We start from the raw sequence: 18,989 nt of genomic DNA, 5'->3' as shown, positions 1-18,989 counted from the left end.
CGGGACGATAGCGCTCGGCGCCCACTGCTCGCAAGATCATCTGCAATTGCAGCGGTAATTGCCGATGCACTTGCGTGCGGACTGCCGGACGTAGCACGATACTTCGCACAGGTGTAGCGCTCGGTTGTTCTCTCCGCAGGGGTACCAGGGGTCGCGATGTCCGCAGAGCAAGTCGCAGAACCGGTCAACCCCCTGCGTATCGAGGCGACTTGGCAGTGGCTGTGCCAGGCAGTGGACCACATCGGCCGGCCCGGGCCCGGGCTGAGCTTCCCCCTCGCCCCGAGCTCCGCGGACGGCCCCGGCCCCGCCCACTGCTCGGTCCTCGCCGTCCCGCCGATCGCCCAATCCGCCCACATCGCCCGCGACTTCACGCGGACGACGCTGCTCGACCGGGCCACGGAGGAACGCGTCGAGGACGTGGCGGTCACCGTGTCGGAACTGCTGAGCAACGCCCTGCGCTACGGCCGGGCAGCGGACGGTGAGACGGAGTTGCAGCCGGCCCTGTGGCTTGCGTACTGGGACCGCTGGTCCTGCGCCGTGTGCGCGGTCACCGACGAGAGCGACCTGGTCCCCGTCGCCGTGCAGGCCGACGAACTCGCGGAGTCGGGACGGGGACTGCAGGTCGTCTCGGTGCTGAGTGACGCATGGGGATGGAACCCGCGGGACGGCGGCGGAAAGCTCGTCTGGGCCCTGTTCCGGCTCTGACACCGCGGCCGGTTCGGCCCGTGCACCGGCTGGCCACGCACGGGAAGGCGGGGTACACCGATAGGACCAGAGCCGAGGAGGTGCGGTCCCGTGGGTGAGGTGCAGGTGACGGCGCAGGACGGCGAGGTGCGGGTCGGCCTCGGCGACGACCTCGTGGTGCGGCTGGCCGAGAACGCCACGACCGGCTACCGGTGGCACGTCGAGGGCATCGAGGGCGGCCTTGAGGTGGCGGCCAGCGACTATGCGCCGCCGGGAGAGCTGGTCCCGGGCGCCGGCGGCACCCGGGTGCTGCGGCTGCGGCCGACCAAGGCCGGTGAGGGGCGGCTGGAACTCGTGCTCAGGCAGCCGTGGGGCGACGACGTGGCCGACCGGTACGCGCTGCGCGTCACCGTCGAGTGATGCGCGAGGGACCGCGCCCGGCACGCTCGACGCGGTCCCTCGGCGGGCAGGGCTACAGCAGGTAGATCTCGTGGACCAGGCCGTCGGCCTCCTCACGGAAGGAGATCGGCCGGCCCGTCTGGCGCGCCTGGGAGGCCAGCGTCGTCAGCGCGGTGAACGCCCAGTCGCTGCCGTTGAAGATCTTCTTCCAGGCGCCGCCCTTGACGTGCAGGAAGGCGTTGCGGGTCTGGTTGATGGACCACATCGCGTCGACGATCGCGTTCTGCGTCCACGTGCCCGTGATCGCGGTGGCGGCCTGCGCCGCCGCGAACGCCTGGAGGTCGCCACGGAGTTCGGGTGTGATCGTCGGCCGGCCCTCGCCGGACGCCGTCTGCTCGAAGCGTGCGACCATCACATCACTGGCCGGCTTGCCCGGCGCGGTGAGCGCGCTGCCGTTCAGGCCGATGTCCACGCCCGGCGGCAGCAGTACGGGCCGCCCGGCCTCGTCCTGCTCGGCCGCGGAGCGGACCGCCTGCGTCGTGGGCGGCTGTTGCTTCGGCTGCTTGGGGCCGCTGTTCTGCGGGCTCATGTCGTGCTCTCCTCTCCCTGGTTCCCCGGTCTCACCAGGCGTAGATCTGCTGGACGCTGCCGTTGTCCTCGTACAGGCCGACCTTGGCGCCGTTCGCCTTGGACGCGGCGAGTTCGGCGAGCATCGCCGCGTCGGTCGCGCCGACGGAGCCGTTGAGGTTCAGCCAGCCGCGCAGCTCGCCGTACGCCCACACATTGGCGTCGGTCTCGTTGCTCCACAGCGCGAGGATGCGCTGGTCGGGCAGCCAGTTGTGGATGAGCGTGCCGAGGGCCGCCAGGTTGTGCCAGGTCTCGATGCCGCACTCGCCGTAACCGATGCGGAAGAAGCCCTGCTCGCCCCAGCCCGGACCCCAGCTGTTCTTGCCGATCCAGCACTGCTGAGCGTCGTCGTAGCCGACGAGCGTGACGCAGTGCCCGCCCGCGAGGTCACCGGTGCGGTGCCGGTAGACGCCGCTCGAGTAGCTGAAGAAGTCCTGGTAGACCAGGAAGCAGGCGGTGATGGAGCCGTAGCGGGCGATGTTCTCCTTCATCGCCGCCGGGTTGTTGGTGACGGACTGCCAGGAGCGGATCTTCACCAGGCGGTTGGGCCAGTCCGCGTTGAGCTTGGAGGCGTCCTGGTCGCCCGCCGTGTACGGGAAGTACTCCTCGATGGTGATGCCGTTGTCGCGCGCCTGGTCGGCCAGCGGCTCCGGGAACCAGCCGGTGGAACAGGTACGGCCGGCCTGGCGGCCGTAGTAGTAGAACGCCTGCGCCTCGGACAGGTCGACCGGCAGATAGGGCGCGCCGTAGCTGAAGCGCGTGACGTGCTCCATCATGCCCACGGTGCCGAAGGCCACGCACGAACCGCAGGAGCCCTGGTTCTTGACGGGCGTCGTGTAGTTGACGCCGCCGATGTTGCGCAGGTCGAACGCGGCGGGTGCGCCCACCGAGTCGGCGGTGGCTGACACGGCCGCCGCGATGTTGCTCTGCTTGGCGCTCTCGATCGCGGAGCGGTCGCCGGAATCGACAGGGACACCGAGGCGCACCACGCGCTGCTCCTCGGTGAGCGCCGTCATGCTGGTCGTGGTCATGTGCCACGGATTGCCGGCCTGGTCGAGTACCGACCTGAGGTGGTCGAGGTCCAACGGGTCGTTGACAGGCATGAGGAACACTCCTTCGTGCTCGGGGCGTGTCGGGGCCCCTGCCGGCCGCCGCACGGCGGGCAGGGCAGGGCGGAGCGCGACCGGGCCCGGACGGGGCGGGGCGCGTCCGTCACGCCGTGCGGGCACACGTCGCCGCACGGCGGGAAACGCTGGAAACGGTGGCAACTACGCAACGGCGGGGCGGACGGCGCTGCTTGCCGACTCCCGCCTGGGAGAGATCACATTCTCTGAGAGGCTTTCACAGCCGTACCCCCGTAGTTGAGCGACAGCGGCAATCCCCGGTGCTCCGCGCTGTCGAGAGGCAGCTAAGCAGAGAACCGGGGGGTCGGGAATACGCCGGAATGCGGGTACCGCAAGGGAGAGACACCGCTCCTCTTGCGGCACGGGTGCGGCCGGGGCACCGGCACCGGTGCCGTCCGCGCGGGACGGGGCGGACCTCGGTCCTAGAATCTGGTCATGGGAAGGACCGACCGCGCCAGCCGGATGATCGCGGCACCACCGGAGACCGTCTACGGCGCCCTCCTCGACCGGGAGTCCCTCGAGGTCTGGCTGCCGCCGGAGGGCATGCGGGGGCGGGTCGAGCGGTGGGATCCCCGGCCCGGTGGCGGGTTCCGGATGGTCCTCACCTACCTCGACCCTGCCGACAGCCCCGGCAAGACGTCAGCTGCGACGGATGTCGTCGACGTCAGCTTCGCCGCCCTGGTGCCACCGGAGCGCGTGGTGCAGCGGGCCTTGTTCGAGGCTGACGATCCGTCGTACGCGGGCACCATGACGATGACGTGGCATCTCGCTGCCACCGGTGAGGGGACCGAGGTGACCGTTACCGCCACGGACGTGCCGCCCGGCATCGACCAAGCGGTCCACGAGGCTGGGATCGCCTCCTCGCTGCACAACCTGGCGTCGTACGTCGAAGCGGCGGACTGACTCGGGCGGCGTCAGCACGCGCATCCCGCCAGATCACGGCTGAGCAGTTGCCGAGGGCGACACAACTGGTGAGGCTGTTCAGGCTGCGTGTGCTTCGGGGCGCAGCGGCGATGTCGTGGTCCGCTTCCACGAGGCCCACTGCTGGAACGCACGGTGCCCGGCGGCGGGATCGGCGTGCTGCCGGCCGGTTTGCCGCCCGGCCGGCCTTTCCTCAACGCGTGTGCGCCACCGATGATGTGCCGATGAGACGAAGCACGGTCACCGTCACGGACTGGTCCGCGGAGCCGGACCCGGTACTCGCGCTCGCGCGGCTGGACCTGGCGTTCTACGAGCGCACCCGCGATCGGGCCAGGCGGGTGCACCACGCCACGGAACTGGGCGCCCTCGCCTCCACGTCGGCGACGGTCGTGGCGGCAGGACTGCACGCCCCGGCCTGGCTGACCGCGCTGATCGCGGGCGGCGCCGTCTTCTTCACCGGCGTACGGCAGCTGTTCAACCCCGGCGCACGCTGGATCGCCGGCGGTCAGTCCCACGAGACCCTGCGACGAGCCGTCGACCGCTATCTGCTGCTGCCGCCCGCGGAACGCGATGCGGCGGCGCGGGCCACGCTGCAGACAGTGATCGAGGAGGTGGGCAACAACGAGCTGCGGGAGTGGGCCGATACGCAGCGGCAGCGCGCCAACGCCTCGCTGCCCGCGGCGAGCAACTGATGCCTGTACGAGGTCAGACCGACAGTGCCGGGATCACCTCGGTGGCAATGCGCTCCGCGAGGGCGGTGGGGTCGCCGATCGGTGTGAACAGGACGAGGCCCGCGCCGGCGTCGATCACCTCGCTGACGGCGGTCACGCACTCGTCCGGCGTGCCGGCGATCGCGGCGGCCTCGATGCCGGGAATGCGCCGGCCGTAGATGCGGGCCAGACCGGCGTTGACCCGCTCGCGCGCGAGCCCGGCGTCCGCATCGATGTCGATGTAGACACGTTTCGCGATCGGGAAGTCCGTCCTGCCCGCCTTGGCCGCCGCCTCGGTGACGAACGCGACCTGCTCCCTGAACGCGGCCGTGGTCGAGGCACCCGCGCCGAAGAACCCGTTGCCCAGCCGCACCGCACGCCGAAGCGCCGACTCGCTTGATCCGCCGAACCACAGCGGAGGATGCGGCTTCTGAAGCGGCTTCGGCTCCAACACGGCGTTCTCGAGCTGCCAGAACTCGCCGTCGAAGGTGACGCTCGGCTGCGTCCACAGGGCCTTGGTGAGGGCGATGCCCTCGGTGAACCGGGCCAAGTACCGGGCCTTGTCCATGCCGAACGCGGCGAACGGCCGGTCGGGGCCGCCGGAGCCGACCCCCACTTCCAGTCGGCCGCCGCTCATCTGGTCGATGGTCGCCAGCGCCTTGGCGAAGTGCACGGGCTGGTGCAGTGTGCTGACGAACACGGTGGTGCCCAGCCGCAGCCGGGTGGTGCACGCGGCGGCGTACGTCATGGCCTCCATGGGCGACAGCACCGCCCCGGCCCCCAACGGCGAGTCCTGCGCCCACGCACTGTGGTATCCGAGGTCCTCGGCCTTCGCGAAGTACTCGCGGAAGGCTCCCGGATCGAACTGGCCGTCTCGATAGAACTGAGGGATGGAGATGGCAAATCGCATGACTACAACGTATCGACGGCCGGAGCCGAGGGCGGCCCGTCCGGCAGTACGGCGTCACGGCGGCGAGGCCGGGGGTTGCGACGGACCTCGCAACTGCGCCCGCAGCCACTCCTCCACCTCGCCCACGTGCGCGGCCGCCGCCGCCCGTGCCGCCTCCGGATCACGGGCCACCAGGGCGCGGTGGATCGCCGCGTGCTCACGGCGGGTGCGGGCGAAGGCGCCTTCCTCCTGGTAGCCGCGCCACACACGGGCGCGGAAGGTGCGCGAGGACAGGCCCTCCAGGATGGCCGCCATGGTGTCGTTGCCCGCGGCGGCCGCGATCTCGCGGTGGAAGGCGAGGTCGTGGGCGAGGATCACCTCCGGGTCGTCGGTGGCGTTCATCGCCGTCAGGTGCTTCTCCACCTCGGCCAGCTGGTCGGGCGTGATGCGGGCGGCTGCCAGCGCGGTCGCCGTCGACTCCAGGATGCGGCGCACCTCCAGGAGCTCCACCAGGCGCGGGCCCCGGGACAGGTCGGCGACCACCCCGAACGTCTCCAGCAGGTCGCCGGCCTCCAGCTGGGTGACGTAGATACCGGAGCCGTGCCGGGCCTCCAGCACGCCGAGCACCGTGAGCGCACGGATCGCCTCACGCATCGAGCTGCGGGAGATGCCCAGCTGGGCGGCGAGATCACGTTCGGTGGGCAGCCGCTGGCCGGGCTCCAGACGGCCCTCGCCGATCATCGCCTTGATCCGCTCGATGGCGCGCTGCGTCACCGTGCCCTTCTGCGGGGCGGTCTCGTCCACGCCGTTCCTCCTGTCACCCGGTGCGCCGCAGTCTAACCGCGAAGGTGGTCCGACCAATAGCGCCAGAACTCGCGAAAATCTGGCGTCCGAGGGTGTTGTTTCCGGGAAGTGGTCTGATAAATATGCGGGCATCTGCTCGAACACGCTCAACGAGGAGCCGCCAGATGCCCGGCAGGACAGTGGGGAAGCGGAACAGGATTCGAATGGTCGGTGTGATGGCCGTGGCCGCGGGCGCCTCGCTCGCGCTCGCCGCGTGCGGCAGCACCAAGGACACCGGGGGCTCCGGCAGCGCCGGAGGCGGCGGCACCGGCAAGGTCGGGGTGATCCTGCCCCTGCTGACCTCGCCGTTCTGGCAGTCGTACAACGACTACGTGCCGAAGATGGCGAAGTCCGAAGGCGTCGACGCGCTCAAGACGGTCAACTCCAACAGCGACCCCTCGCAGCAGATCACCGACATCAACAACCAGCTCAACCAGGGCGTGAAGGGCCTGGTCGTCGCTCCGCTGGACAGCGCCGCCATCGAGGCGGGTCTCGACCAGGCCGACCGCAAGGGCGTGCCGGTCGTCGCGGTCGACGTCGCGCCCGACAAGGGCAAGGTCGCCATGGTCGTACGCGCCGACAACGTCGCCTACGGCACCAAGGCCTGCGACTACCTGGGGCAGCACATCACCAGCGGCAAGGTCGTGCAGATCATGGGCGACCTCGCCTCGGTCAACGGACGTGACCGCTCCGAGGCCTTCCGCGACTGCGTGAAGAAGAAGTACCCCAAGCTCAAGGTGCTGGAGATCCCCGCCAAGTGGGAGTCCGACGCCGCGGCTTCCAAACTCGACACCCTCCTGAACGCCAACCCCGACATCAAGGGCATCTACATGCAGGCGGGAGGCGTCTACCTGGCGCCCACCCTGCAGACCCTGAAGTCCAAGGGCCTGCTGAAGAAGGCCGGCACCGCGGGCCACATCACCATCGTCTCCAACGACGGCATCCCGCAGGAGTTCGACGCCATCCGCAAGGGCGAGATCGACGCGACCGTCTCCCAGCCCGCCGACGCCTACGCCAAGTACGGCATGTACTACATCAAGGCGGCGATGGAGGGGAAGACCTTCAAGCCCGGCCCCACCGACCACGACTCGACCATCGTCAAGCTGCCCAGCGGCATCCTCGAGGACCAGCTGCCCGCGCCGCTGGTCACCAAGGACAACGTCGACGACCCCAAGCTCTGGGGGAACACGGTCAAATGAGCACGGCCGTGATCACGCCCTTGGTGGAGGCCTCGGGCATCGTCAAGCGCTACGGCCCCACCACCGCCCTCGCGGACGGCCGGCTCACCGTGCTGTCCGGCGAGTCCCATGCCCTCGTCGGCCGCAACGGCGCCGGAAAGTCGACCCTGGTCAACGTCCTCACCGGACTCCAGGCGCCCGACGAGGGCACGGTCCGCTTCGACGGCGAACCCGCACCCCCGCTCGCCGACCGGGACGCCTGGCGCCGCAAGGTGGCCTGCGTCTATCAACACCCCACGGTCGTACCGGAGTTGACGGTCGCCGAGAACCTCTTCATCAATCGCCAGCCAGTGCACCGCGGCTTCATCAGCTGGCGTCGGCTGAAGAGCGAGGCGGCCGCCCTCCTCGACACCTGGGACGTGCACGTCGACCCGGACGCCCGCACGGCCGACCTCAAGGTCGAGGACCGCCAGATGGTGGAGATCGCCCGGGCGCTCAGCTTCGGCGCCCGCTTCATCGTCCTCGACGAGCCGACCGCCCAGCTGGACAAGCGTGAGATCGAGCGGCTCTTCAGCCGCATGCGCGCGCTCCAGGACTCCGGAGTCACCTTCCTGTTCATCTCGCACCACCTCCAGGAGGTGTACGAGGTCTGCCAGACCGTCACCGTGCTGCGCGACGCCCGCTGGATCACCACGGCCCCCGTCGCCGACCTGCCGAGGGCGGCGCTGATCGAGGCCATGGCGGGGGAGTCCATCGAGGTGATCGCCGAACAGGCCGTACAGGAAAGGCTCGTAGACGATCAGGCGCCCGTTCTGCTGGAGGCCCGCGGGCTCACCTCGGACGCGTACGAGGACGTCGACCTGACCGTGCGGCGCGGCGAGGTCGTCGGGCTCGCCGGATCCAGCGCCAGCGGAAAGATCGAGCTGGCGGAGGCCATCGCGGGCCTGCGCACACCCACCGGCGGAGGCGCCCAACTGGACGGTGAGCGACTGCAGTTCGGCTCGGTGCAGGCCGCCCTCAAGGCCGGCGTCGGCTGTGTCCCGCGCGACCGGCACGACCAGGGCCTGGTCGCCGGCATGACCATCGGCGACAACGCGACCATGAGCGTCCTGGACCGGCTCGGGCGTTTCGGCTTCATCGGCACCGACCGCCGACGCGGCTTCGCCGCCGAGCTGATCGACCGCCTCGACATCCACACCGAGGGCCCCGAGCAGCCCGTCTCCGACCTGTCCGGCGGCAACGCACAGAAGGTCGTCATGGCCCGCGCCCTCGCCTCCGACCCGCGGCTGCTCGTCCTGATCAACCCGACCGCGGGCGTCGACGTGAAGTCCAAGGAGTCACTGCTGGCCCGCGTGGACAGCGCCCGTGAGGACGGCACCGCGGTGCTGGTCGTCTCCGACGAACTCGACGACCTGCGGCGCTGCGACCGCGTCCTCGTCCTCTTCCACGGCCGCGTCGTCGCCGAGCATCCGGCGGGCTGGCGCGACCATGAGCTGATCGCCTCCATCGAAGGAGTGGACCATGGCTGACACCAAGGCCCCGCCGGTGAAGCCGGTGAGCATGCCCGACGCCCGGGCAGCGAGGGCGGTCCTGCTGCGCCGCGCCCGCGAACTCGCCCTGGTACCGGCGCTGTTGCTGCTGCTCCTGCTCGGTGCCGTCCTGAACGACTCCTTCTTCACCGAGGCGACCCTGATCTCCATCCTGGCCTCGTCGGCGTCGCTGGCGATGGTGGTGCTGGCCGAGTCGCTGGTCCTCATCACCGGCAAGTTCGACCTGTCGCTGGAGTCGGTGGTCGGCATCGCGCCCGCGGTGGCGGCGCTGCTGGTGCTGCCGGCCGCGCAGGCCGGCTGGGGCACGGAACTCCCCGCCGGACTGGCCCTGCTGGCCATCCCCCTGGTGGGCGGGGCCATCGGTGCCTTCAACGGCATCCTCGTCGTGAAGGTGAAGCTCAACGCGTTCATCGTCACCCTCGCCATGCTGATCATCCTGCGCGGGCTGCTGGTCGGTGCCACCAAGGGCAAGACGCTGTTCGGGATGCCCGACGCGTTCTTCTCGCTGGCCACCACCACGTTCCTGCGCATACCGGTCTCCGTGTGGGTGGCCGCCGCTGCCTTCGCGATCGCCGGGCTGGTGCTCAAATACCACCGGGTGGGCCGTTCGCTGTACGCGATCGGCGGCAACCTGGAGGCGGCCCGCGCCGCCGGCATCCGCGTCGACCGCGTCCGGCTCGGCGTCTATGTCGTCGCCGGTGTCCTCGCCTCGGTCGGCGGTCTGATGTACACCGGCTACGTGGGCGCCATCGGCGCCAACCAGGGCCAGAACATGATCTTCACCGTGTTCGCCGCCGCCGTGATCGGCGGGATCAGTCTCGACGGCGGCAAGGGCACCATGTTCGGCGCCCTGACCGGCGTACTCCTGCTGGGCGTGGTCAAGACGATGCTGACCATGGCCCAGGTGCCGTCGTTCTGGATCGACGCCATCTACGGCGGAATCATCCTGCTCGCGCTCATCCTCGCCCGCCTCACCACCGGCCGCGCCCAGGACTGACCCCCGCCGCCTGCCCCCGACCGAAAGGCCCTCCGTGTCCCCGACGCCCGGCCCCTCCTGCCGCATCACCGCGGTCGACACCTACGACATCAGGTTCCCGACCTCGCGCGAGCTCGACGGCTCCGACGCGATGAACCCGGACCCCGACTACTCGGCCGCGTACGTCGTGCTGCGCACCGACGGCGAGGACGAGCCGGAGGGGCACGGCTTCACCTTCACCATCGGGCGTGGCAACGATGTCCAGGTCGCCGCGATCCACGCGCTGCGCCACCACGTGGTGGGACGGTCCGTCGACGAGGTGTGCGCCGACCCGGGAGCCGTCTACCGCGACCTGATCGGCGACAGCCAGCTGCGCTGGCTGGGGCCCGAGAAGGGCGTGATGCACATGGCGATCGGCGCGGTCGTCAACGCCGTGTGGGACCTGGCGGCCAAGCGTGCCCGCAAGCCGCTGTGGCGGCTGCTCGCCGAGGCCGATCCCGAGTGGCTGGTCGCCCAGATCGACTTCCGGTACCTCACGGACGCGCTCACCCCCGAGGAGGCGCTGGAGATCCTGCGTCGGGGCCGCGCGGGCTCCGAAGAGCGCACGGCCCGGCTGCTGGAGCGCGGCTACCCCGGCTACACCACCTCCGCGGGCTGGCTCGGCTACAGCGACGAGAAGCTCACCCGGCTCGCCGCCCAGGCGGTCGCCGACGGATTCACCCAGATCAAGCTGAAGGTGGGAGCGGACCTCGACGACGACGTACGCCGCTGCCGGGTCGCCCGCTCGGTGATCGGCCCCGGTATCCGCATGGCCATCGACGCCAACCAGCGCTGGGGCGTCGACGAGGCGATCCGCTGGACCCGGGCCCTCGCCGAGTTCGACCCGTACTGGATCGAGGAGCCCACCAGCCCCGACGACGTCCTCGGCCACGCGGCCATCCGCACCGCGGTGGCGCCCGTCAAGGTGGCGACCGGCGAGCACGTCCAGAACCGGATCGTCTTCAAACAGCTGCTGCAGGCCGGCGCCCTCGACGTCCTCCAGCTCGACGCGGCCCGGGTCGGCGGCGTCAACGAGAACCTCGCGATCCTGCTGCTCGCCGCCAAGTTCGGGGTGCCGGTCTGCCCGCACGCGGGCGGCGTCGGCCTGTGCGAACTCGTCCAGCACCTGTCGATGTTCGACTACGTGGCGGTCTCCGGCACCACCGAGGACCGGGTCATCGAGTACGTCGACCATCTGCACGACCACTTCCTCGATCCGGTGGTGATCCGCGAGGGTCACTACACGGCACCTTCTGCGCCCGGTTTCTCGGCGGCCATGCGCCCGGAGTCCATCGCGCGGTACACCTTTCCCGGCGGTACCTTCTGGGCCGCGGACCTCGACGAGAAGAAAGAAGGACGGGCGGCATGAGCGAGTTCGAGGGGCTGAAGGCCCTGGTCACGGGCGGGGCTTCGGGCATCGGCCGGGCGACGGCGGAACTCCTCGCCGCCCGCGGCGCCCAGGTCGCCGTACTCGACCTCGACCCGACGTCGGTCGACAAGCCCCTGCTCGGCTTTCGCGCCGACGTCAGCGACGACGCGTCCGTACGCGAGGCGGTGGCCGCCGCAGTCACCGAGCTCGGCGGCCTCGACATCGTGATCAACAATGCGGGCGTGGGCGCGCTGGGCACCGTCGAGGACAACGACGACGCCGAATGGCACCGCGTCCTCGACATCAACGTGGTCGGCATGGTCCGGGTCTCCCGCGCCGCCCTGCCCCACCTGCGCCGCTCGCAGCACGCGGCGATCGTCAACACCTGCTCCATCGGTGCCACCGCGGGCCTGCCGCAGCGCGCCCTGTACTGCGCCAGCAAGGGCGCGGTGTACTCGCTGACGCTCGCCATGGCCGCCGACCACGTCCGCGAGGGCATTCGCGTCAACTGCGTCAACCCCGGCACGGCCGACACCCCATGGGTCGGCCGCCTGCTGGACGCGGCCGAGGACCCCGTCGCCGAGCGTGCCGCGCTGGAGGCCCGCCAGCCCACCGGCCGCCTCGTCTCCGCGGCCGAAGTCGCGGGCGCCATCGCCTACCTGGCGAGCCCGCTGTCCGGCGCCACCACCGGCACCTCGCTCGCGGTGGACGGCGGGATGCAGGGCCTGCGGCTGAGGCCGGTGGGTCAGTGAACCGGCTCGGCAGCAGCGAGGTCGAGGTCAGCGCCCTGGCCTTCGGCGGTGCCGTCATCGGCAACCTCTACACCGAGGTGAGCGAGGAACAGGCCCGCGAGGCGGTGGCCGCGGCCTGGCAGCAGGGCATCCGCTACTTCGACACCGCCCCGCACTACGGCCTGGGCCTGTCCGAACGCCGCCTCGGCGCCGCCCTGCGCGCACACCCCCGTACCGCCTACACGATCTCCACCAAAGTCGGCCGCCGACTGGAGCCCTCCGGCGAGGGCGGCGACGACCTCGCGAACGGCTTCGCGGTGCCCGCCACCCACCGGCGCGTGTGGGACTTCAGCGCCGACGGCGTACGCCGCAGCCTTGAGGCCAGCCTGGAACGGCTCGGCCTCGACCGCGTCGACGTCGTCTACCTCCACGACCCCGACGACCACGCCGAACAGGCCTTCCACGAGGGCTACCCGGCGCTGGAGAAGCTGCGCTCGGAAGGCGTCGTGGGCGCCATCGGCGCGGGCATGAACCAGGCCGGGATGCTCACCCGTTTCGTCCGCGACACCGACGTCGACGTGGTCCTGTGCGCCGGCCGCTACACCCTCCTGGAGCAGCCGGCGCTCACCGAACTCCTGCCCGCGGCGCAGGAACGCGGCACGTCCGTGGTCATCGGCGGCGCCTTCAACTCCGGTCTGCTCGCCGACCCGAAGCCGGGAGCGACGTACAACTACGCGGCCGCGCCGGCGGAGCTGCTGGATCGCGCCCTGCACCTGAAGGCCGTCGCTGACCGGCACGGCACCACGCTGCGCGCCGCCGCCCTCGCCTTCTGCGCCGCCCATCCGGCGGTCGCGAGCGTCCTCGTGGGCGCCCGCTCGGCGGCGGAGGTCCGCGACTGCGCCGAGCAGTTCGCGGCGCCCCCTCCCGCCGCCTTCTGGCAGCAGCTGCGCGCCGAACGGCTCCTGCCGCCCGAAGCTCCCGTACCCGCCGAGGAAGCCTCATGAGAGTCGCCCTGCACACCAAGGTCCGCGCGGACCGCATCGCCGAGTACGAGGCCGCCCACCGCGAGGTCCCGAAGGAACTGACGGACGCGATCCGCGCGGCCGGAGCCACCTCCTGGACGATCTGGCGCAGCGGTACCGACCTCTTCCATGTCCTGGAGTGCGAGGACTACGCCCGCCTCCTTGCTGAACTGGAGAAACTCCCGGTCAACATGGCCTGGCAGGCCCGTATGGCGCAGCTGCTGGACGTCGTGCACGACTACTCCGACGCGGGCGCGGCCGCGGGCCTGCCCGTGGTGTGGGAGCTGCCATGACGGTGGACGCCCACCACCACGTGTGGGACCTCGCCGTCCGCGACCAGGACTGGATCCCCGAACGCAGCCCGCTCCGCCGGAACTTCACGATCGACGACCTCGCTCCGGAGGCGCGCGCGGCCGGAGTCGACCGCACGGTCCTCGTCCAGACGATCACGGTGCCGGAGGAGACCCCCGAGTTCCTGGCCCTGGCCGCCGCCCACGACCTGGTCGCGGGCGTGGTCGGCTGGACCGACCTCACCCGCCCGGACATCACCGACGAACTCGCCCGCCTGCGCGAACTCCCCGGTGGCCACTGCCTCAAGGGCATCCGCCACCAGGTCCAGGGCGAACCCGACCCCGAGTGGCTGCTGCGCCCGGACGTACGCAGAGGCCTGGCGGCCGTGGCCGAAGCGGGCCTGGTCTACGACCTCGTCGTCCTCCCGCACCAACTCCCGGCCTGCGCCAAGACGGCCGAGGCCCTCCCTCAACTCACCTTCGTCCTCGACCACTTGGGCAAGCCGCCCATCGCCTCCGGAGCCCTGAAACCCTGGGCGACCGACCTCCACGCCCTCGCCGCCCTGCCCAACACGACCGCCAAACTCTCCGGCCTGGTCACCGAGGCGGCCCCCGACTCCTGGACCGTCGACGACCTCCGCCCGTACACCGACACGGCCCTGGAGGCCTTCGGACCCACCCGCCTGATGTTCGGCTCGGACTGGCCGGTGTGCACGGAAAGGGCGACGTACGGCGAAGTGCTGTCCGCCGCGCAGGAGCTGACCGCAGTCCTCGACGCAGCCGAGCAAGCGGATGTCTTCCACGGCACGGCCACCTGCGTCTACGGCCTTTGACCTGCCTGGACCCGGCAGCGCGGCACGGAGACCCACGCTTTTCCGGTTGCACGGCGTTACCGGCGTTCAGGGGAACTCGCCGCGCGGCGTCGGAGTCCGTGGGTCCTGCGTGTGGGCCGGCGAGGTCAGCTCCGCTGAGCGACCCCCGCCAGCCGCGTAGGCGGCAGATACTCCCGCACATACGTCCGCTCCCAGCACGCCCCCGTCTCCCGCAGCTCCCGCCAGCTCGTGTACTCGTAGCGGAAGAGGCGGGCCCGGATGTAGCGGGGCGGGGCGTCCGGCGGGAACGGGGAGCGGCGCAGCAGGCGCAGCGTGTCGCGGTCGTTCTCCAGGAGGCGTTCCACCAGGGCGCCGAACCATGCACCGGCGTACGAGGGCGACAGCGCGGCGAACCACATCAGCCAGTCCAGGCGCAGATGGTAGGGCGCGAACTGGCGCGGCCAGTGCCGTGGATCGCCCGGCTTGCCCTTGAACTCGTACTCCCGCCAGTCCGAGTCCTCGTGCGGTACGGCATCGTCCGTGCCCTCGACGACCACCTCGTAGCGGATGCGGCTGACGCTGCCGAACGCGCCGTAGGTGTTGACCAGGTGAAGGGGGTCGAAGGAGCGGTTCATGATCTGGCGGCGGGAGATCATGTTCGTGACCGGGTGGTAGCTGAGCCCGAGGAGCAGCGCGGCGACCGCCAGGACCACGACCTCGTACCAGAGCGGGGCGTCGGGCACGGCGGACGGCGGACCGCCCGGGAGCTTCAGGGCGGAGACGGCGAGGACGATGGTGATCCAGTTCAGCCAGGCGAAGTTGCCCGACAGGACCAGCCACAGCTGGGTGACGATCATCAGCGAGGCGGCGGCCGTGGCGACCGGCTGAGGGGTGAACAGCAGCACGGGGACGACGAGTTGGGTGACGTGGTTGGCGGCCACCTCGATGCGGTGCAGGGGCCGGGGGAGGTGGTGGAAGAACCAGCTCAGGGGACCCGGCATCGGCTGGGTCTCGTGGTGGTAGTAGAGGCAGGTCAGCTTCCGCCAGCACGCGTCGCCGCGCATCTTGATCAGGCCCGCGCCGAACTCCACCCGGAACAGGATCCAGCGCAGCAGGAAGAGGACCACGACCGGCGGCGCCACCTCGTCGTTGCCGAGGAAGACCGCCAGGAAGCCGACCTCCAGCAGCAGCGACTCCCAGCCGAAGGCGTACCAGGTCTGGCCGACGTTGACGATCGAGAGGTACAGCACCCAGGGAACCAGCCACAGCGACATCGCCGCCCAGAGCGGGAGTCGGGAGTCCAGTCCGGCGATCAGCGCCGCCGAGACCGCACAGCCCGTCCAGGCGCAGGCGGCGAAGAAGCGGTCCGAGTAGTGGAGTTGGAACAGACTGGGGGCCTGCCGGAAGCGCACCCGGCCCACGAAGCGGGGGACCGGCAGCATGCCCCGCTCGCCGATCAGCGCACGGAACTGCAGGGCCGCCGTCAGGAACGCCACCAGGTACAGCCCGGCCAGAGCCCGCTGGAAGACCAGCCGGCTCCACCAGTACTCGGGTGCGATGAACCACTCCACGGCCGTGCGCTCCTCACTCCATTGTCGCGCCGAACCCTATGTCACCCTCCGTGTGTCCACCTTCCGCTTGCGTAACCCAAGTGAGTGACGCAGACACCAGTGACGCGTTGCGTGAAGCGAGGCGGGAGGAAAGGATTCGACGGCAGAGCAGCGATGGCTACCGGAGTGCCGGGAATTCGTCGCTGCTTCCCGGTCGAAGAATCGGAGGAACCCTGGCAAGGTGGGCCCATGGTTGATCGGGGCGTGAGCGCCCTGTCTCTCCCGGACGACTGGCCCGCCCACCCGGACAAGGTCCTGGCGCTCAACCGCATGGGCAGCTTCGACTGGGACCTGGACACCGGTCTGTTCCACATGGACGCCCAGGCCCACGAGGTCTTCGACGTGCGCCCCGACGAATACGACGACCACCCCGAAACGCTCGCCATCCGGGTCCCCAGGGCCGAGGCCTACCGGCTCGACGGCCTGGTCGCCCAGGCACTGAAGGACGGCAGCGAGAACTACGGCGCCTACTTCCGCATCCGCCGCCGCGACGGCACGCTGCGCTGGACCCACACCCAGGGCTACATACGGCGCGACGAAACCGGCCGCCCGCGCCGGATCATCGGCATCGTCCGGGACGCGACCCAGGAGCTGAGCGAGAGCCAGGACCGCCGCGAGGAGGCCGCCGAGGACGCGGCGCGGCGCGAGCAGACCAACGTCGTCCAGCTCACCACGGCCGCCCTCGCCCACGCCCGCACCGTCCAGGACGTCATCGACGTCCTCAAGGACACCCACGGTCTCACCCACCTCGGCGCCACCAGCCTGGTCGTGGGCCTGGTCGAGGCCGGCCGCATCCGGCTGGTAGCCGAGGGCCCCGCAGGCAGCTTCGTCCCCGGCACCGACGTCACCCGCATCGACGAGCCGTACCCGATGAGCGAGGTCGTACGGACCCTCACGCCCCGCTTCATCGAGTCGCCGCAGGAGTTCGCCGAGCGCTACCCCCTGCTGTGGCCGCACCTCACGGGCCTGGACATCACGGCGGCCGCCTATCTGCCGCTGATCGTCCAGGCCCGGCCGATCGGTGCGATGGGCCTGCTCTACAGCGACCGGCGCGGCTTCTCGCCCGAGGAGCGCAACGTCCTGCTCGCCCTCGGCAGCAGCATCGCGCAGAGCATGCAGCGCGCCATGTTCTACGAGCAGGAGAAGGACCTCGCCACCGGCCTCCAGCAGGCGATGCTGCCGCGGACCATCCCCAGCGTCCGCGGCGCCGACGTCGCCGTCCGCTACCGCTCCGGTTCCACCGCGGGCTCCCTGGGCCGGGACATCGGCGGCGACTGGTACGACCTGATCCCGCTGCCCGGCGGCCGGGTCGGCGCCGTCATCGGCGACGTCCAGGGCCATGACACGCACGCGGCCGCCGTCATGGGCCAGCTGCGCATCGTGCTGCGCGCCTACGCCGCCGAGGGCCACACGCCCGCCACCGTGATGGCCCGCGCCTCCGTCTTCCTCCACGAACTCGACACCGACCGCTTCGCGACCTGCCTGTACGCGGAGGCCGACCTGGCCACCGGAGTGGTCCAGGTGGTCCGCGCCGGCCATATCGACCCCCTGGTCCGTGACGCCGACGGCAGCTGCCGCCGCGTCTCCGTTCCGGGCGGACTGCCGCTCGGTCTGTCCGCCGAGTTCGGGCGCCTCGAGTACCCCGTCGGCACCCTCGAACTCGACCCGGGCCACACCCTCCTGCTGTGCACCGACGGCCTGGTCGAACAGCCCGGAGCCGACCTGGACGACGGCATGCGCACCCTGACCGCCCTCATCACCAGCGGACCGGACGACGTCCGGGATCTCGCGGACTGCCTCATCTCCGTGGCCGAGGAACGCGGCGGCGACGACGACGTGGCCCTGCTCCTGCTGCGCCGCCGCGGCCTGGAGGCCCAGCGCTCCGGCGGCCGGCTCCAGCAGCACGTGGCCCCCGGCGATCCCGAGGCCCTCACCGAGGCCCGGCACATGATCAGGGCCGCGGTCCGCGCCTGGGGCGCCAAGGAACGCGCCGACGAGATCGAGCTGGTCGCCGACGAAATGATCACCAACGCGCTGATGCACACCGAAGGATCCGCGATCGTCACCCTCCGGGTCCTCGGCGGCAGTGAGCGGCGGCTGCGCGTCGAGGTCGAGGACTCCTCCAGCGCCCTGCCGCGCCGCCGCGAGGCGGGGGAGTCGGGGGTGTCCGGGCGCGGCCTGCTCCTGGTCGACCTGCTCACGGACGTGTGGGGGGTGGAGGCGCGCGGCGGCGGCAAGTGCGTGTGGTGCGAGTTCATGGTCCCCGAAGGCGACTGGGCCGAAGGGGACTGAACGGGCCACGACCGCTCCCGCCCGCCGCTGTCGGTGCCGGGTGGCACTCTGGACGTATGCCGGAACTCCCCGAGGTCGAAGCACTCAAGGACTTCCTCACCGAGCACCTGGTCGGTCACGAGATCGTGCGGGTGCTGCCCGTCGCGATCAGTGTCCTGAAGACGTACGACCCTCCTCTCACCGCCGTCGAGGGCCGCGAGGTCACCGCCGTGCACCGGCACGGCAAGTTCCTCGACCTGGAGACGGACGGCGGCCCGCACTTCGTCACGCACCTGGCCCGCGCGGGCTGGCTGCACTGGAAGGACCGGCTCCCGGACGGGCCGCCCCGCCCCGGCAAGGGCCCCCTGGCCCTGCGTGTGGCCCTGGAGACCGGCGAGGGTTTCGACCTCACCGAGGCCGGCACCCAGAAACGCCTCGCTGTCTACGTCGTCCACGACCCCCAGGAGATCCCGGGCGTCGCGCGCCTGGGCCCCGACCCGCTCGCCGACGACTTCGACGAAAGCCGCCTCGCGGAACTCCTCAGACCTGAGCGCCGCCGGCTCAAGGGCGCCCTGCGCGACCAGAGCCTGATCGCCGGCGTGGGCAACGCGTACAGCGACGAGATCCTGCACGCGGCGAAGATGTCCCCCTTCAAACTGGCCGCGACCCTCACTCCCGAGGAGACCGCCCGCCTCTACGAGGCCCTGCGCAGCACGCTCGCCGAGGCGGTCGAGCGTTCCCGGGGCGTGGCGGCGGGCCGTCTGAAGGCGGAGAAGAAGAGCGGCCTGCGCGTCCACGGCCGTACCGGGGAGCCCTGCCCGGTGTGCGGCGACACCATCCGTGAGGTCTCCTTCAGTGACTCCTCGCTCCAGTACTGCCCGACCTGCCAGACCGGCGGCAAACCGCTCGCGGACCGGAGGATGTCGCGGCTGCTGAAGTAGCCG

General features: G+C 70.9%; 19 protein-coding genes. 14 read left to right on the top strand and 5 right to left on the bottom strand.

What is annotated here, in order from left to right:
• Positions 1–156: 156 nt before the first annotated feature.
• Together ACFY1E_RS41645 and ACFY1E_RS41640 are read left to right on the top strand one after the other, a co-directional pair.
• Entirely contained in the window at positions 157–705 is a 549-nt protein-coding gene (locus tag ACFY1E_RS41645; RefSeq protein WP_389086115.1) for an ATP-binding protein, read from the top strand.
• Positions 706–795: 90 nt separating this feature from the next.
• On the top strand, positions 796–1,104 hold the full coding sequence (locus ACFY1E_RS41640; RefSeq protein WP_389086113.1) for a protease inhibitor I42 family protein: 309 nt from the start codon (positions 796–798) through the stop codon (positions 1,102–1,104).
• Between the two features lie 52 nt (positions 1,105–1,156).
• Here ACFY1E_RS41640 and ACFY1E_RS41635 read toward each other — a convergent pair whose 3' ends face one another.
• Both ACFY1E_RS41635 and ACFY1E_RS41630 read right to left on the bottom strand, forming a co-directional pair.
• On the bottom strand, positions 1,157–1,672 hold the full coding sequence (locus ACFY1E_RS41635) for a hypothetical protein (protein WP_389086112.1): 516 nt from the start codon (positions 1,670–1,672) through the stop codon (positions 1,157–1,159).
• A 31-nt stretch (positions 1,673–1,703) separates the two neighbouring features.
• A complete protein-coding gene (locus ACFY1E_RS41630) occupies positions 1,704–2,813 on the bottom strand; it encodes a C1 family peptidase (RefSeq protein ID WP_389086110.1) in 1,110 nt (369 codons plus the stop codon).
• Positions 2,814–3,269: 456 nt separating this feature from the next.
• On the opposite strand from ACFY1E_RS41630, the gene ACFY1E_RS41625 reads away from it, so the two are divergent.
• On the top strand, positions 3,270–3,737 hold the full coding sequence (locus ACFY1E_RS41625; protein WP_389086107.1) for an SRPBCC family protein: 468 nt from the start codon (positions 3,270–3,272) through the stop codon (positions 3,735–3,737).
• A 242-nt stretch (positions 3,738–3,979) separates the two neighbouring features.
• Positions 3,980–4,447 (top strand): DUF4231 domain-containing protein, encoded by a 468-nt coding sequence (locus ACFY1E_RS41620; RefSeq protein ID WP_389086105.1) that lies wholly within the window; start codon positions 3,980–3,982, stop codon positions 4,445–4,447.
• A 13-nt stretch (positions 4,448–4,460) separates the two neighbouring features.
• On the opposite strand, the gene ACFY1E_RS41615 is transcribed toward ACFY1E_RS41620, so the two are convergent.
• Positions 4,461–5,375: an LLM class flavin-dependent oxidoreductase gene (locus ACFY1E_RS41615; RefSeq protein WP_389086103.1), complete on the bottom strand. Its 915-nt coding sequence runs from the start codon at positions 5,373–5,375 to the stop codon at positions 4,461–4,463.
• Positions 5,376–5,429: 54 nt separating this feature from the next.
• Positions 5,430–6,158, bottom strand: a complete 729-nt coding sequence (locus ACFY1E_RS41610) for a FadR/GntR family transcriptional regulator (RefSeq protein WP_389086101.1) — start codon at positions 6,156–6,158, stop codon at positions 5,430–5,432.
• A gap of 164 nt (positions 6,159–6,322) precedes the next feature.
• Here ACFY1E_RS41610 and ACFY1E_RS41605 point away from each other — a divergent pair, with 164 nt between their 5' ends.
• From ACFY1E_RS41605 to ACFY1E_RS41570, 8 genes are read left to right on the top strand one after another with little or no spacing between them, the layout of a single operon-like run.
• On the top strand, positions 6,323–7,396 hold the full coding sequence (locus ACFY1E_RS41605) for a sugar ABC transporter substrate-binding protein (protein WP_389086099.1): 1,074 nt from the start codon (positions 6,323–6,325) through the stop codon (positions 7,394–7,396).
• Positions 7,393–8,904 (top strand): sugar ABC transporter ATP-binding protein, encoded by a 1,512-nt coding sequence (locus ACFY1E_RS41600; RefSeq protein ID WP_389086096.1) that lies wholly within the window; start codon positions 7,393–7,395, stop codon positions 8,902–8,904. The genes ACFY1E_RS41605 and ACFY1E_RS41600 overlap by 4 nt, the downstream gene beginning before the upstream one ends.
• Positions 8,897–9,922, top strand: a complete 1,026-nt coding sequence (locus tag ACFY1E_RS41595) for an ABC transporter permease (RefSeq protein WP_389086094.1) — start codon at positions 8,897–8,899, stop codon at positions 9,920–9,922. Before ACFY1E_RS41600 ends, ACFY1E_RS41595 begins: the two co-directional genes overlap by 8 nt.
• Before the next feature lie 34 nt (positions 9,923–9,956).
• A complete protein-coding gene (locus ACFY1E_RS41590) occupies positions 9,957–11,309 on the top strand; it encodes an L-fuconate dehydratase (RefSeq protein ID WP_389086092.1) in 1,353 nt (450 codons plus the stop codon).
• Complete coding sequence (locus ACFY1E_RS41585; RefSeq protein ID WP_389086090.1) at positions 11,306–12,061, top strand: SDR family NAD(P)-dependent oxidoreductase; 756 nt, start codon at positions 11,306–11,308, stop codon at positions 12,059–12,061. Before ACFY1E_RS41590 ends, ACFY1E_RS41585 begins: the two co-directional genes overlap by 4 nt.
• Complete coding sequence (locus ACFY1E_RS41580; protein WP_389086088.1) at positions 12,058–13,044, top strand: aldo/keto reductase; 987 nt, start codon at positions 12,058–12,060, stop codon at positions 13,042–13,044. The genes ACFY1E_RS41585 and ACFY1E_RS41580 overlap by 4 nt, the downstream gene beginning before the upstream one ends.
• Positions 13,041–13,355 (top strand): L-rhamnose mutarotase, encoded by a 315-nt coding sequence (locus tag ACFY1E_RS41575; protein ID WP_389086085.1) that lies wholly within the window; start codon positions 13,041–13,043, stop codon positions 13,353–13,355. The genes ACFY1E_RS41580 and ACFY1E_RS41575 overlap by 4 nt, the downstream gene beginning before the upstream one ends.
• Entirely contained in the window at positions 13,352–14,185 is an 834-nt protein-coding gene (locus ACFY1E_RS41570; RefSeq protein ID WP_389086083.1) for an amidohydrolase family protein, read from the top strand. Before ACFY1E_RS41575 ends, ACFY1E_RS41570 begins: the two co-directional genes overlap by 4 nt.
• Before the next feature lie 125 nt (positions 14,186–14,310).
• Here ACFY1E_RS41570 and ACFY1E_RS41565 read toward each other — a convergent pair whose 3' ends face one another.
• The gene (locus tag ACFY1E_RS41565) at positions 14,311–15,735 is read right to left on the bottom strand and encodes a lipase maturation factor family protein (RefSeq protein WP_389086080.1); all 1,425 of its coding nucleotides are present in this window, start codon (positions 15,733–15,735) and stop codon (positions 14,311–14,313) included.
• 228 nt (positions 15,736–15,963) lie between these two features.
• Between ACFY1E_RS41565 and ACFY1E_RS41560 the strand changes: the two genes are divergently transcribed.
• Together ACFY1E_RS41560 and ACFY1E_RS41555 are read left to right on the top strand one after the other, a co-directional pair.
• On the top strand, positions 15,964–18,066 hold the full coding sequence (locus ACFY1E_RS41560; RefSeq protein ID WP_389086078.1) for a SpoIIE family protein phosphatase: 2,103 nt from the start codon (positions 15,964–15,966) through the stop codon (positions 18,064–18,066).
• A gap of 56 nt (positions 18,067–18,122) precedes the next feature.
• A complete protein-coding gene (locus tag ACFY1E_RS41555; protein WP_389086076.1) occupies positions 18,123–18,986 on the top strand; it encodes an Fpg/Nei family DNA glycosylase in 864 nt (287 codons plus the stop codon).
• The last annotated feature ends 3 nt before the right edge of the window (positions 18,987–18,989 follow it).

Source organism: Streptomyces sp. NPDC001604 (assembly GCF_042893475.1).
Lineage (GTDB): Bacteria > Actinomycetota > Actinomycetes > Streptomycetales > Streptomycetaceae > Streptomyces.
Note: the sequence above shows the minus strand (reverse complement) of the source record. Positions and strands in the feature narration are given on the sequence as shown.

Excerpts from the sequence above, each read along its gene's own strand:
- ACFY1E_RS41645 (WP_389086115.1), top strand. The coding sequence starts at position 157 with ATGTCCGCAGAGCAAGTCGCAGAACCGGTCAACCCCCTGCGTATCGAG.
- ACFY1E_RS41635 (WP_389086112.1), bottom strand. The coding sequence starts at position 1,672 with ATGAGCCCGCAGAACAGCGGCCCCAAGCAGCCGAAGCAACAGCCGCCC.
- ACFY1E_RS41630 (WP_389086110.1), bottom strand. The coding sequence starts at position 2,813 with ATGCCTGTCAACGACCCGTTGGACCTCGACCACCTCAGGTCGGTACTC.
- ACFY1E_RS41625 (WP_389086107.1), top strand. The coding sequence starts at position 3,270 with ATGGGAAGGACCGACCGCGCCAGCCGGATGATCGCGGCACCACCGGAG.
- ACFY1E_RS41620 (WP_389086105.1), top strand. The coding sequence starts at position 3,980 with ATGAGACGAAGCACGGTCACCGTCACGGACTGGTCCGCGGAGCCGGAC.
- ACFY1E_RS41615 (WP_389086103.1), bottom strand. The coding sequence starts at position 5,375 with ATGCGATTTGCCATCTCCATCCCTCAGTTCTATCGAGACGGCCAGTTC.
- ACFY1E_RS41605 (WP_389086099.1), top strand. The coding sequence starts at position 6,323 with ATGCCCGGCAGGACAGTGGGGAAGCGGAACAGGATTCGAATGGTCGGT.
- ACFY1E_RS41600 (WP_389086096.1), top strand. The coding sequence starts at position 7,393 with ATGAGCACGGCCGTGATCACGCCCTTGGTGGAGGCCTCGGGCATCGTC.
- ACFY1E_RS41595 (WP_389086094.1), top strand. The coding sequence starts at position 8,897 with ATGGCTGACACCAAGGCCCCGCCGGTGAAGCCGGTGAGCATGCCCGAC.
- ACFY1E_RS41585 (WP_389086090.1), top strand. The coding sequence starts at position 11,306 with ATGAGCGAGTTCGAGGGGCTGAAGGCCCTGGTCACGGGCGGGGCTTCG.
- ACFY1E_RS41575 (WP_389086085.1), top strand. The coding sequence starts at position 13,041 with ATGAGAGTCGCCCTGCACACCAAGGTCCGCGCGGACCGCATCGCCGAG.
- ACFY1E_RS41570 (WP_389086083.1), top strand. The coding sequence starts at position 13,352 with ATGACGGTGGACGCCCACCACCACGTGTGGGACCTCGCCGTCCGCGAC.
- ACFY1E_RS41560 (WP_389086078.1), top strand. The coding sequence starts at position 15,964 with ATGGTTGATCGGGGCGTGAGCGCCCTGTCTCTCCCGGACGACTGGCCC.
- ACFY1E_RS41555 (WP_389086076.1), top strand. The coding sequence starts at position 18,123 with ATGCCGGAACTCCCCGAGGTCGAAGCACTCAAGGACTTCCTCACCGAG.